Raw genomic sequence first — 12,527 nt, forward strand, 5'->3', positions numbered from 1 at the left:
GTCCTGTGCTCTCTGCGACTGTCCGCGGTTTCGGCGGCGCCTTCCCCGGTTGATCCGGAAACTCGTGGGCCACTGACCGATCTCGAACGCGCGCCGGCTGGAGCTCGGGATTCGGCAGCGTTGAACGTGCGTGCGGAGTGACGAGTACCGACATAGGGCAGCCCATAAACAAACCATAGGTTTGTTTATGGGCTATATTTCAGTATGCATGTCGTGCAAAGATGGACTTCTGGAAACTTTGAATCCAATTCTTCCTGACGGCAGGCGGCAGTTCGGGTGGTGGCGATGGAACATCGGACAGCCGCGCGGGTGGGGACGTCGTCAAGCGCCGAGGCCCTCTGGAAAGGCGGTCTGTGGGCGATCGCGGTCGTATTCATCGTCCCAGCGCTGCTGTTCGCGCTGGCGCTGTGGCGAGGGTGGGGTGGCACGTTTACGACCACGGTGGTTGTCGACGTGGGCCTGCTGGTGTTCGCTCTCGTCGCGACCGGGTGTACCGCGTGGGCTGCCTGGAGAGGACGCGGCAGCCGCCGCCGCAGCTGGCTGGCGTTGGCGGGTGGGCTGGCGGCCTGGTCGGTCGGCCAAGCCATCTGGTGCTACTACGTGGTGTGGCAGGGAAGTGATCAGATACCGTTTCCTTCCTCGGCGGCTGCTGCGTACCTGCTGTTTCCGGTCGGCGCATGCGCGGCGCTGTTGCTGTTCCCGACCGGCGACAGCGGACAGTCCCGTACCCGGCTGATTCTGGACGGAATCATCGTGGCCGGTTCACTGTTCGTGATGTCGTGGGTGAGCGTGCTCGGCAGCGTCTACCGCGCGGGGAGCGCCACACCGGTCTCCCTCGTGTTATCCCTCGCCTATCCTGTCGCGGACCTGGTGATTGCGACGATGGCGATTGTGGTGCTGACCCGAGCGCGGGCCGGGCAACGCTTGACCATGGGACTGCTGTGCATCGGGATCATTCTGATGGCGTTGTCGGCCAGCGCAGTCTCGTACCTGACCGCGCTGGGCACGTATCACAACGGCGGCGTTACCGACCTGGGCTGGGTGGCCGCCTTCGCCGCGATTGGTCTGGCGGCGCTGTCGAGCACCCGCGAGCCGTCACCCGAACCGGTTCCGGCCCAGATTCCGTCTCGAACACGGTTGTGGTTGCCGTACCTTCCGTTGCTGCTGGCCGCCGCCGTCGGCCTACAGCAGGAGCTGCCCAGCCTGGGCTCCGGGCCGATTCCCGCTGCGATCATCGTCCTGGTGATCGCCTTGCTGGCACGGCAGTTCATCGTCTTGGCCGAGAACCGACGGTTGTTGCTCACCGTGGCCCGGCAGGCCTTCCGCGACCGACTGACCGGACTGGCGAACCGTGCCTTGTTTCTCGACCGGCTCGACCAAGCAGTGCAGCGCCAGCGCCGGGAACTCACCCCGATCGTGGTGCTCTGTGTGGATCTCGACGATTTCAAAACTGTCAACGACAGCCTCGGCCATCCCGCCGGGGACGAGCTGTTGATCCGCGTCGCCGAACGGCTCACCGGGTGCATGCGGAGCACCGACACCGTCGCCCGGCTCGGAGGCGACGAGTTCGCGGCACTGGTCGAAGGCAGCGTCCAAGATGCCCTGTCGGCCGCGGATCGGGTACTGGAGGCATTCACCCCGCCGTTCATCATCGACGGTGTCGTGCTCTCCATCCGCCCCAGCATCGGGCTCACCATTTCCACTGTCGCCGGCGCGACGACCGAGAGCCTGCTCAAACAGGCAGATCTGGCAATGTATGCGGCCAAGCGCTGCGGTGGTGGTTGCCTGCGCAGTTACGTGCCGGACCCGGCCGACTCCGACGCGAAGGACGCGCTGACCTGCGACGACAATCCGACTCACAGCCTCGGACCCGGGGAAGCCACGAACACACCGCGACACGCACGACCCGTGACGGATCAGGTTGTAGCCGGAGGGGACGTCGTGTCGGTGCCGAGGTCTGCACACAACCGACACCGACCGGCTCGGGTGAGCTGGGTGTCGCCATCCGATCGGGCGCGGCGTGGCGTCATGGCGGGGCTGGGGATTCTGCTGATCGGTGTGGTCCTGTTCGGGATCGTGCTGGGGGCAGGTGATCAAGCGGGTTGGATCGTGCTGCACGGAGTGCTCTACAACGGACTGGCTTTGTCGGCCGCCTTTCTGGTTGCGGCTCGCGCGTGGTGTATTCCGACCGAGCGGCGGGCGTGGTGGCTGATCGCGCTGGGAATGACCAGCTGGTGTGTGGGCGATGTCGTGTCGATGTCGTGGCTGCCTGACGGCCAGTCACCATCGGTGGCCGATCTGCTGAAACTGGCGTTCTACCCACTTGTGTACGCCGGGTTGGTGGTGCTCCTGCGCTCGCGAGCGCGGCGGTTGCCGACCGAGATCTGGTTGGACGCCATCACCGCAGGGTTGACGCTGGCGGCGCTGGCAACGGCCGTCGCATTCGGTCCGATCGACTCGGCCGCCGAAAGATCACCCGCGGCGGTGATCGTCGGGTTGGCCTACCCGGCGGGAGACGTGCTGCTGTTGGCACTCGCGGTCGGGGCACTCGCGGTGCTGGGGTGGCGGGCCGAGCCGCGGTGGGTGCTGCTGGTCGCGGGGTTCGTGCTGTTCGCGGTGGCCGACACTGTCAACCTGTTCCGCACTGCTGCCGGTCACGTGGAGGTCACGTGGATCGATGCGCTCCCGTACGTCGCCGCGATGCTCGTGGCCGTGGCCAGTTGGCGAGCCCCCGGCCGAAGACAGTCCGGTCAGCTACCGGGACTGGGTATCTGGGTACCTCCACTGGTGTGCACTGCCGCTTCGGTGGGGCTGCTGGTCCTCGACCACGATGCACGGTTGCCTGGGCTCGCGGTGGTGCTCGCCGCGCTCAGCCTCGTCACGGTCGCAGCCCGATTCGCGGTGACGTTCCGGGAAGTCGTCGTCCTGGCCGACAGCCACCGCCAGGCGAGCACCGATGACCTCACCGACCTGGCCAATCGTCGGGCGATCATGGCGGCGCTGACGGCCGCATACTTCGACCAGGCGGCACAGCCTGGGACGGGGCAGGGGCCGGGGCCGGGCCTGCTGCTGATGGATGTGGACCGCTTCAAGGAGATCAACGACTCGTTCGGACGTAACGTGGGCGATCAATTGCTGTGCCAGATTGCCGACCGGCTGGCTCGGTCCGTGCGACCGGGTGATCTGCCGGCACGCCTCGACGGAGACGCCTTCGCGGTCCTGCTGCCGGCAGGGATCGACCTCACGGACGCCCGGGCACTGGCCGGTCAGCTCCTCGAGGCAGTAAACGAGCCCTTCGACCTCGACGAGGTCACGGTGCGCGTCGAGGCGCGGATCGGGATCGCCCTCTGCCCCCAACACTGCACAAACCCTCAGGATCTGCTGCAGTGCGCCGGAGTGGCTGTGTATCGGGCCAAGTCCACCCGCCGCACGATCGCGGTGTACGACACCGCCGAGTACCAGCGCAGCATCGAGGAGAGGCAGACCATCGACGAGCTGCGCACGGCGATCGATGGTGGCGAGCTCACGTGCTACTACCAGCCGAAGGTCAGTGCCTGCGACGACCAGGTGCACGGCGTCGAGGCTCTCGTTCGGTGGGAGCATCCCCTCCGCGGCTTACTCCTCCCCGATCAATTCCTTCCTCAGGCCGAGCAGTCAGGATTGATGCGTCCACTGACAGCGAGAGTGCTGGAGCTTGCGCTGGGTCAGGCGCGGAGCTGGCTCGATCACGGTATATCGCTGACCGTCGCAGTGAACCTGTCGGTCACGAATCTGCTCGACGCAGACCTGGTCGCGGAGATCGACCGACTCCTGGACGACCTTCGGTTACCCGCCGACACGTTGATCCTCGAGATCACCGAAAGCGTCCTGATGACCGACTACCGGCGCGCCAGAAGGGTGGTCGAGGCGCTGCAGGGTCTGGGAATCGGATTGTCGATCGACGACTACGGCACCGGCTGGTCCTCTCTTGCCTATCTGCAGGACCTCGCCGTCGATGAGCTCAAACTCGACAGGGTCTTCGTCGCCCGCCTCGCCAGCGATCCTCGATCGGTCGCGATCGTCCGATCGACCGTGGAGCTCGCACACAGCCTGGGCGCGTCTCTGGTCGCGGAAGGCGTCGAAGACGAAGACACCCTGCGTGCCTTGCGTCGATACGGCTGCGACGTCACCCAGGGGCATTACCACGGCCGCCCGCTGCCCCCCGACCAGCTCGACCTTCGGTTGCTCGGCCGACACCGTTGATGCATACGCGGTGTCAGGTGCGCGGGATCGGGAGGCTCTACGTGAACAGGCCCTGACCCCAGTACTGCCCCTCGGCGAGGCCGGGCGGGCAGGCGAAGAGGGCGGACCCGACGTGCTGGATGTACTCGTTCATCGCGTCGGTCCTGGACAGGTTGAGCTGCATCGGCACGAACTGTTCCTGCGGGTTGCGGCAGTAGGCGATGAAGAAGAGTCCGGCGTCGAGGTGGCCGAAGCCATCGGAGCCGTCGGTGAAGTTGTATCCGCGACGCAGGATCTGGATGCCGCCGAGTTCCTGAGCGGACGCCAGTCGCACGTGCGCGTCGACGTCGATCACCGGGTCGTGACCCTTCTTGGAATCGAGGTCGAGTTCGTCGAATTCCGCCTTGCCGCTCAGGGGAGCGCCAGTGCCCTTGGACCGTCCGATCACGCGTTCCTGCTCGCCGAGCACGGTGCGGTCCCACTGCTCGATGAGCATGCGGATCCGCCGCGCCACGAGGTATGCGCCGCCGCCCATCCACGCCTGGTCGTCGCCGGAGCCCACCCAGACGTGCTGGTCGAGGACGCCGGGTTCCTCGGCCTTGATGTTGTTCGTTCCGTCCTTGAACCCGAACAGGTTTCGCGGCGTGTCCTGAGTGGTCGAGGTCGACGAGGTGCGGCCGAACCCCAGCTGCGACCACCGGACCGAGGCCGTGCCGAACGCGACGCGCGCCAGGTTGCGGATGGCGTGCACGGCCACCTGCGGGTCGTTGGCACACGCCTGGATCGCGATGTCGCCGCCGCTGCGCGCCGGGTCCAGGTTGTCCGCCCGGAAGTGCGGAAGGTCGACGAGCGCGGCAGGCTTCTTGGCCGCGAAGCCGAACCGGTCGTCGAACAGTGAGGGCCCGAACCCGATGGTGAGGGTCAGCTGGGACGCCGGCAGGCCGAGCGCCTCCCCGGTGTCGCTGGGCGGAACGTAGATGCCGTCGCCGATGGCACCGTCCGGGGTGGCCTCCTCGCCGGCGGTCATCCGCTCGGCCATCACGGTCCACTTCTTCAGCAGCGCTTCGAGCTCCTCACGGGACTTCGTGGTGACGTCGAACGCCACGAAGTGCATCCGGTCCTGCGCGGGCGTCACGATGCCCGCCTGGTGTTCGCCCCGGAAGGCGACGACGTCGGCGTGCGAGAGCGAGGGTTCGGCGGCGGTGGCGCGCCCGACCAGTGCACCGGCGCCGGCGAGGGCGGCTCCCGCCCCGACGGCGCCGAACAGACGTCGTCGGGACATTCCCTTGCGCTCGTCCACCGAGGTGGTCGTGTCGGTCGTACCGGTTGGATCAGTCATGATTATGCGCCTGCTACCACGCCTTGAACCTGGCTGACCTCGGCCGAGAGGGCGTCGATCTTGCGCGAGAGTTCTTGGCGCTGTTGTTCGTTGACAGTGTCGTAGAAGACGAACCCGTCACCCTGGCGGTATTGAGCGAGTTCGGCATCGAGGTCCGCGAAACGCTGGGTGATGTTCGCGGCCAATTCGGGATTGCGTTCGTCGATGATCGGCTGCAGTGCGGCGACCGCGGCCTGCGAGCCGTCGACGTTGGCCTGGAAGTCCCACAGGTCGGTGTGCGAGAAGATGTCTTCCTCACCGGTGATCTTCGACGTGGAGATCTCGTCGAGCAGCCCCTGCGCGTCGCCGGCGATCTTGGTGGGGTCGATCGTGTAGTCCTCGGCGTTCACCTGGTCGGCGAGGTACTGGACGTCGACGACGAGTTGGTCGGCGATCGCGTTGGTGTCGGGTTGGGGACCGGTGACCCACAGATCCTTCTCGAGCCGGTGGAAGCCCGTCCATTCCTGCCCGGGTTCGAGGTCGGCCTCCCGCAGGTCGAGCTTGGGGTCGAGTTCGCCGAAGCTCTCCGCCTCGGGCTCGATGCGCTCGTAGTAGGTGCGGGAGACGGGGAAGAGGGCCTTGGCCTGCTCGACGTTGCCCGCCTTGACGGCGTCGACGAACTGCTGCGTCGTGTCCTGCAGGGCGACGACCTGGCTGCGGATGTAGCGGCGGTAGCCGTCGGCGGCCTCGGCGAGCTGTCCGCTCTCGTCGTACGCGCTCATCGAGTCGCCGGTGACGGTGAAGTCCTGACGGATGCCGTTGCCGACCATGCCGGGCTTGCACGCGAGCTGGTAGGTGCCTGCGTCGGGCAGCGACACGATGAGCTGGCGGGTGAGCCCGGGACCGATGTTCTCGACCTCACCCATCGCACGGTCGCCCTCGGCGAATACGTAGAACTCGGTGACCTTGCTGCCGTTGTTCGTGACTTGGAACGTGCTGTTCCCGGTGGTTCCGGAGTCGGCGCTGACGTCACACGTGTCGTCGTTCGCGGTGACGGTGATGTCGTCGGTGCTCGCGGTCGACTTCTCGGTGCAGCCTGCGAGCGCCAGCGGCAGCAGGGCGGCCGAGGCGAGGGCGAAGGTGGTTCGGCGCGTGGTCTTCATGGGCGGAAGGTGCCTTTCATGAAACGGTCTCGTCGGGGGTGGGGGAGGCGGTGCGCTCGGGTGCCGTATCGGTTGCAGGAGCCGCGGGGGCCGGTGTGGGTGCGGAAACGGGCCGGAGGAACAGGAACAGGACCACGACGACGTACACGACCCAGGCGACGGCCTGCAGGACCGTCGGGTCGGGCCGGAAGTTGAAGATCCCGGCCAGGACGGTGCCGTACCAGCTGGACGCGTCGTAGCCGTCCGAGATGTCGAAGGCGAGTGCCGAGCCGCCGGGCAGGACTCCGCCGATCTGCAGGGCATGAATGCCGTACCCGAGGATTCCGGCGGCGACGATGATCAGGAAGATGCCGGTGTACTTGAAGAATTTCGCGAAGTCGAGCCGGACGGCGCCGAAGTACAACAGGACCGTCACTATCGCGGCGGCGACGATACCGAGCAGGAGGCCGACGAGAGGCCAGGCGCTACCCGCTGTGTTCTCGGCGTACCCGACCATCAGGAGCGCCGTCTCGACGCCTTCCCGGCCGACGGCGAAGAACGCGAGGGTGAGCACCGCGATGGGCCCCGCGACCAATGCTTTCTCCATGCCCGCCTTGAGGTCGTGGGAGATGGTCCGCGCGGCCTTGCGCATCCACAGCACCATGACGGTGACGATCGCGACCGCGACGAGGGACGCGACGCCGGCGATGACCTCCGCGGTGAGTCCGGTGACGGTGGACGTTCCGTAGTGGATGACGAGGAAGATCGCGGCCACCATCGCGACGGCGATGCCGACGCCGAGCCAGACCCACTTGAGTGCGTCCTTGCGCTCCGCTTTCACGAGGAACGCGGCAAGGATCATGACGACGATGCCTGCCTCGAGGCCCTCGCGCAGACCGATCAATCCACTGCCGAACAGCTGTGTGGCGATCGACGGCGCGGTCCCTGCGGCGAGGACGGACATGCACACTCCTGGGCGAGGCGGGGTCGAGCCGAGTGGTCCGCAAGGTTGGGTAGGCAACCTTGCGATAGGCAAGGCGAACCTTAGGCCTGTGGAAAACATACACCGCGCCTCCTTGTCCGAAGAAGCCCTCACCAGCACTTTTACAACCCTTTACCTTTGGTGTGTTGTCACGCCGTGACCCGGCTCGGTGTGGGAGCGGTCTCGGGTGGCCGGGATCGACGAGTTTCGTGTGGATGATGGAGACGTGAACCGATATCCCGTGCGTCCGAAACGTCGTTCCCGATGGCCCGGACCGCTGTTCGCTCTTCTCGCGGCGACGGTGGTCGTGGTTCTCGCCTACGGCGCATGCTCGCGGGAGCAGCAACCGAGGATCGCGATTCCGGAAGGCATCCCACCCGGGCCCGGCGCGGCGACCCCGCCGATCGACATCGACGCACCCGGGCGTTCGGCGGATCAGCTGCACGGATGGTCTGCCGGGCTGGCCGACTCGATCGGCGTCGGGAGTACCGCGCTCGAGGCGTACGGCTACGCGGCGACGGTGATGGCCGAGACGAAGCCGGAATGCGGAATCGGGTGGACCACCCTCGCCGGAATCGCGAGTGTGGAGAGCCGGCACGGCACCCACGCCGGTTCGGCGGTCGGGCCCACCGGTCAGGTGACGCCCGAGATCCGGGGCATCCCCCTCGACGGGGGACCCGGTGTCGCCGAAATCCCCGACACCGACGGCGGGGCGATGGACGGCGACCCGGTGCACGACCGCGCGATGGGTCCCCTGCAGTTCATTCCCGAGACCTGGAAGCGGTGGGGGGTCGACGCCAACGGTGACGGCGTGGCCGACGCCGACAACATCGACGACGCAGCGCTGACCGCCGCCCGCTACCTCTGCGAGCGGGGCGGCGACCTCACCGCTGCGGAGGGCTGGCAGTCGGCGCTGATGGCCTACAACCTGTCGGGCGAGTACCTCACGCTGGTACGCGACCGTGCGTCCGCCTACTCGGTCGGAGTGCGCCCGTAATCCTTCCGCCGCCGGTTCGTGACGTGATCGACGCCACATCGGTAGGCGCCCCGCGGGCGGCTCGCCGTCCGCGGGGCGCGCCATCCCGCGCCGGTTTCGGTGTGCCGTTACGCTGTGTGCTGGCACGATCTGGTGTCCCTGGCACGATCGGACCGGTCGGTGCACAGTGCGAAGCCCATATAAGGAGAATCAGCAAGTGGCCATCATTGAGCAGGTCGGAGCCCGTGAGATCCTCGATTCCCGTGGAAACCCCACGGTGGAGGTCGAGGTGCTGCTCGACGACGGAAGTTTCGCTCGCGCCGCGGTTCCGTCGGGCGCATCGACCGGTGAGCACGAGGCCGTCGAATTGCGAGACGGCGGCGACCGGTACGGCGGCAAGGGTGTCGAGAAGGCCGTCGAGGCCGTCCTGAGCGAGATCGCTCCGGCCATCATCGGGATCGACGCCACCGAGCAGCGGACCGTCGACCAGGCCCTGCTGGACGCCGACGGCACCCCGGACAAGTCGCGTCTGGGCGCCAACGCGCTCCTGGGTGCGTCGCTGGCGGTGGCCCGCGCGGCCGCCGAGTCGTCGGGTCTGGATCTCTTCCGTTACGTCGGCGGCCCCAACGCCCACGTCCTTCCCGTCCCGATGATGAACATCCTCAACGGTGGCGCGCACGCCGACACCGGTGTCGACGTCCAGGAGTTCATGGTCGCCCCGATCGGTGCCGCCACGTTCAAGGAGTCGCTGCGCTGGGGCGCCGAGGTGTACCACGCCCTCAAGGCGGTGCTGAAGGAGAAGGGCCTGGCCACCGGTCTCGGTGACGAGGGCGGCTTCGCCCCCGACGTCGCGGGCACAAAGGAAGCACTGGACCTGATCAGCGTCGCCATCGGCAAGACGGGCCTGGTCCTGGGCACGGACGTGGCACTGGCACTCGACGTCGCCGCCACCGAGTTCTACACCGACGGCACCGGCTACAAGTTCGAGGGCAGCAATCGGACCGCGGCCGAGATGTCGGCGTTCTACGCCGAGCTGGTCGACGCGTACCCGATCGTGTCCATCGAGGATCCGCTGGACGAGGACGACTGGGACGGCTGGGTCGCCCTGACCGATCAGATCGGCAACAAGGTCCAGCTCGTCGGTGACGACCTGTTCGTCACCAACCCGGAGCGCCTGGAAGAGGGCATCGTCAAGGGCGCCGCGAACGCTTTGCTGGTGAAGGTCAACCAGATCGGCACGCTGACCGAGACCCTCGACGCCGTCGACCTCGCGCACCGCAACGGCTACAAGACGATGATGAGCCACCGGTCCGGTGAGACCGAGGACACCACCATCGCCGACCTCGCGGTCGCCGTGGGCAGTGGTCAGATCAAGACCGGTGCTCCCGCCCGCAGCGAGCGCGTCGCCAAGTACAACCAGCTGCTGCGCATCGAGGAGAACCTGGGCGACGCCGCCCGCTACGCCGGCGAGGTCGCGTTCCCGCGGTTCGCGTTCGAAGGCTGACGTTCGACAGTCGAGTAAGGGGTGTTGGAGTAGGTGGCACAGCGCGGCAGGCCGCGGTCGTCCGGAGCAAGTCCGGGCGGCCGGGGCTCCGGGCGTGGTGAACGGGCCCGCGGAAACCGGGCGGACGGCACTCCCGGCGGAGCGCGGCGCCCCCGCACCACCAAGTCGACGACGCCGGGGCAGGCCGACGGCAAACCGGACGCCGTCGACGGCTCCGACACCGGCAAGGTGCTCCCCGGTCGCGCCCACCCGAGACGGGTAGGAGCGGCCGGGGCCGCCCGCGCAATTCGCTCCGAGCACACGATCCTCGGACTGTCGACGGGCAAGGCGCTCGTCCTCGTCATGGTCGTGCTGCTTCTCGCGCTCACCCTCGCGGTCCCGCTGCGCAACTACCTCACCCAGCGTGGGGAAGCGGATCGTATTGCGGCGGAACAGGTTCAGCTCGAGAAGGATCTTCAGGAGCTGCGGATCCTCGAGGAGCGCTACTCCGACCCCGCCTACATCGAGGCGCAGGCACGCGGCCGGCTCCGGTGGGTGAAGCCCGGCGACACCCCGTTCCAGGTGCAGTTGCCCGGCGACTACAAGGAGCCGGAGAAGCAGGAGGAGAAGGACGCCGAGATGGCAGGCCCCTGGTACTCCGACCTGTGGAAGACCATTTCAGAACCGCCGGCCGCGCCCGAGGTGCAGCCGGCACCGGCTCCGGCGCCCCCCGTGGTGCCGCCGCCCGTACCGCCAGAACCAGGAGAACCCACCGGGTGACTAATTCGTCCGACCCGTCCAGCCCCGTGCCGCAGGAAGACCTCGACGCCGTCGCCGCCCAGCTGGGCCGCGAACCGCGGGGAGTGCTCGAGATCGCGTACCGCAGTCCCGACGGCACGCCCGGCGTCGTGAAGACCGCGCCCAAACTTCCCGACGGAACACCGTTTCCGACGCTGTACTACCTGACCGATCCGCGACTGACCGCGGAGGCCAGCCGGCAGGAGTCTGCCGGGGTGATGCGTGAGATGACCGAGCGTCTCGGACAGGATCCGGAGCTTGCGGCCGCGTACCTGCGCGCCCACCAGTCGTATCTCGCCGAGCGCGACGCCATCGAGCCCCTCGGAACTGACTTCACCGGCGGCGGAATGCCCGAGCGCGTCAAATGCCTGCACGTGCTGATGGCCCACTCGCTGGCGAAGGGGCCGGGCGTCAACCCGCTGGGCGACGAGTCGGTGGCACTCGCCGCGTCCGCGGCAGGCGGAAAGCTGAGGGGCACCGCGATTCCCGCGGACTGGCCCGGCATCGACGACGTCGAAAGTCCCGAGCAGTGACGCGCGTCGCCGCCGTCGACTGCGGCACGAACTCCATCCGTCTGCTCGTCGCCGACGTCGACGAGCAGGGCGCACTGCACGACGTGTGTCGCGAGATGCGCGTCGTCCGGCTGGGACAGGGCGTGGACGCCACCGGGCGCCTGGCGCCCGAGGCCATCGAACGCACCCGAGTCGCGTTGAGCGAGTACGCCGGAATGATCGCGGACGCCGGCGCCACCGCCGTCCGCATGGTGGCCACGTCCGCCACCCGCGACGCATCCAACCGGGAAGACTTCTTCTCGATGACCCGCGAGGTGCTGGGCGCCGTAATCCCCGGCGCCGGGGCCGAGGTCATCACCGGCGACGAGGAAGCACGGCTGTCGTTCAACGGGGCCGTCGGGGAACTCGATCCGTCGCAGGGACCGTTCGTGGTCGTGGACCTCGGCGGCGGTTCCACCGAAGTGGTGCTGGGCGACGAATCCGGCGTCCACGCCGCCTTCTCCACCGACATCGGGTGCGTGCGCATCACGGAGCGCTGCCTCCATGACGATCCGCCGACACCCGCACAGGTCGAGGAGGCCCGCGCGTTCGCGCAGGACCGCCTGGACGAGGCGTTCGCGCGTGTCCCCGTCGAACAGGCCCACACCTGGGTCGGCGTCGCCGGAACGATGACCACCATCGCCGCGCTCGCCAAAGAACTGCCTGAATACGACGCCGAGCAGGTGCATCTCTCCCGCATCCCGATGCCCCGGCTGCGGGAGGTCTGCAACTCGCTGATCGCCATGACCCACACCGAACGGGCCGCCCTCGGCCCGATGCACCCGGGGCGGGTCGACGTCATCGGCGGCGGCGCGATCGTGACCCTCGCACTGGCCGACGCATTCGAGAAGAAGGCCGGCATCGACCAACTCGTCGTCAGCGAACACGACATCCTCGACGGAATCGCATTGTCGATCGCCTGAGCTAGGGTGATCTGCGCACGGTCGCCGAGCGACACCCTCGGCGACCGGTAGCCCCTATAGCCCAATTGGCAGAGGCAGCGGACTTAAAATCCGCACAGTGTCGGTTCGAGTCCGACTGGGGGCACAGGTCAGA

At 67.6% G+C, this 12,527-nt stretch carries 9 protein-coding genes and 1 tRNA gene; 7 read left to right on the top strand and 3 right to left on the bottom strand.

Annotated elements, in window-relative coordinates:
- The first annotated feature begins 285 nt into the window (after positions 1 to 285).
- The gene (locus tag QM693_RS34060) at positions 286 to 4,242 is read left to right on the top strand and encodes a diguanylate cyclase domain-containing protein (RefSeq protein ID WP_283354528.1); all 3,957 of its coding nucleotides are present in this window, start codon (positions 286 to 288) and stop codon (positions 4,240 to 4,242) included.
- A 37-nt stretch (positions 4,243 to 4,279) separates the two neighbouring features.
- Here the strand turns inward: QM693_RS34060 and efeB are convergent, their stop codons facing one another.
- Genes efeB through efeU form a run of 3 tightly spaced genes read right to left on the bottom strand, consistent with a single transcriptional unit; the run spans position 4,280 to position 7,645 of the window.
- A complete protein-coding gene (gene efeB / locus QM693_RS34065; RefSeq protein ID WP_283354529.1) occupies positions 4,280 to 5,560 on the bottom strand; it encodes an iron uptake transporter deferrochelatase/peroxidase subunit in 1,281 nt (426 codons plus the stop codon).
- A 2-nt stretch (positions 5,561 to 5,562) separates the two neighbouring features.
- Complete coding sequence (efeO, locus tag QM693_RS34070) at positions 5,563 to 6,702, bottom strand: iron uptake system protein EfeO (protein WP_283354530.1); 1,140 nt, start codon at positions 6,700 to 6,702, stop codon at positions 5,563 to 5,565.
- A gap of 16 nt (positions 6,703 to 6,718) precedes the next feature.
- Entirely contained in the window at positions 6,719 to 7,645 is a 927-nt protein-coding gene (gene efeU, locus QM693_RS34075; RefSeq protein WP_280781463.1) for an iron uptake transporter permease EfeU, read from the bottom strand.
- Between the two features lie 244 nt (positions 7,646 to 7,889).
- Here efeU and QM693_RS34080 point away from each other — a divergent pair, with 244 nt between their 5' ends.
- The 6 genes from QM693_RS34080 (at position 7,890) to QM693_RS34105 (ending at position 12,518) form a co-directional block, all read left to right on the top strand.
- Positions 7,890 to 8,660, top strand: coding sequence for a lytic transglycosylase domain-containing protein (locus QM693_RS34080; protein WP_283354531.1), 771 nt, complete (start codon positions 7,890 to 7,892; stop codon positions 8,658 to 8,660).
- A 196-nt stretch (positions 8,661 to 8,856) separates the two neighbouring features.
- Positions 8,857 to 10,143, top strand: a complete 1,287-nt coding sequence (eno, locus tag QM693_RS34085; RefSeq protein WP_280781465.1) for a phosphopyruvate hydratase — start codon at positions 8,857 to 8,859, stop codon at positions 10,141 to 10,143.
- Between the two features lie 33 nt (positions 10,144 to 10,176).
- On the top strand, positions 10,177 to 10,902 hold the full coding sequence (locus QM693_RS34090) for an FtsB family cell division protein (protein WP_283354532.1): 726 nt from the start codon (positions 10,177 to 10,179) through the stop codon (positions 10,900 to 10,902).
- The gene (locus QM693_RS34095) at positions 10,899 to 11,453 is read left to right on the top strand and encodes a DUF501 domain-containing protein (RefSeq protein ID WP_280781467.1); all 555 of its coding nucleotides are present in this window, start codon (positions 10,899 to 10,901) and stop codon (positions 11,451 to 11,453) included. Before QM693_RS34090 ends, QM693_RS34095 begins: the two co-directional genes overlap by 4 nt.
- On the top strand, positions 11,450 to 12,394 hold the full coding sequence (locus tag QM693_RS34100) for a Ppx/GppA phosphatase family protein (RefSeq protein WP_280781468.1): 945 nt from the start codon (positions 11,450 to 11,452) through the stop codon (positions 12,392 to 12,394). Before QM693_RS34095 ends, QM693_RS34100 begins: the two co-directional genes overlap by 4 nt.
- Positions 12,395 to 12,444: 50 nt before the next feature.
- A tRNA-Leu gene (locus QM693_RS34105) sits at positions 12,445 to 12,518 on the top strand.
- Positions 12,519 to 12,527 lie beyond the last annotated feature (9 nt).

The sequence above is a fragment of the Rhodococcus sp. IEGM 1305 genome, from assembly GCF_030058635.1.
GTDB lineage: Bacteria > Actinomycetota > Actinomycetes > Mycobacteriales > Mycobacteriaceae > Rhodococcus_F > Rhodococcus_F opacus_D.

Bases quoted from the DNA above. Each gene is read 5' to 3' on its own strand.
- QM693_RS34060 (WP_283354528.1), top strand. From the start codon at position 286: ATGGAACATCGGACAGCCGCGCGGGTGGGGACGTCGTCAAGCGCCGAG.
- efeB (WP_283354529.1), bottom strand. From the start codon at position 5,560: ATGACTGATCCAACCGGTACGACCGACACGACCACCTCGGTGGACGAG.
- efeO (WP_283354530.1), bottom strand. From the start codon at position 6,702: ATGAAGACCACGCGCCGAACCACCTTCGCCCTCGCCTCGGCCGCCCTG.
- efeU (WP_280781463.1), bottom strand. From the start codon at position 7,645: ATGTCCGTCCTCGCCGCAGGGACCGCGCCGTCGATCGCCACACAGCTG.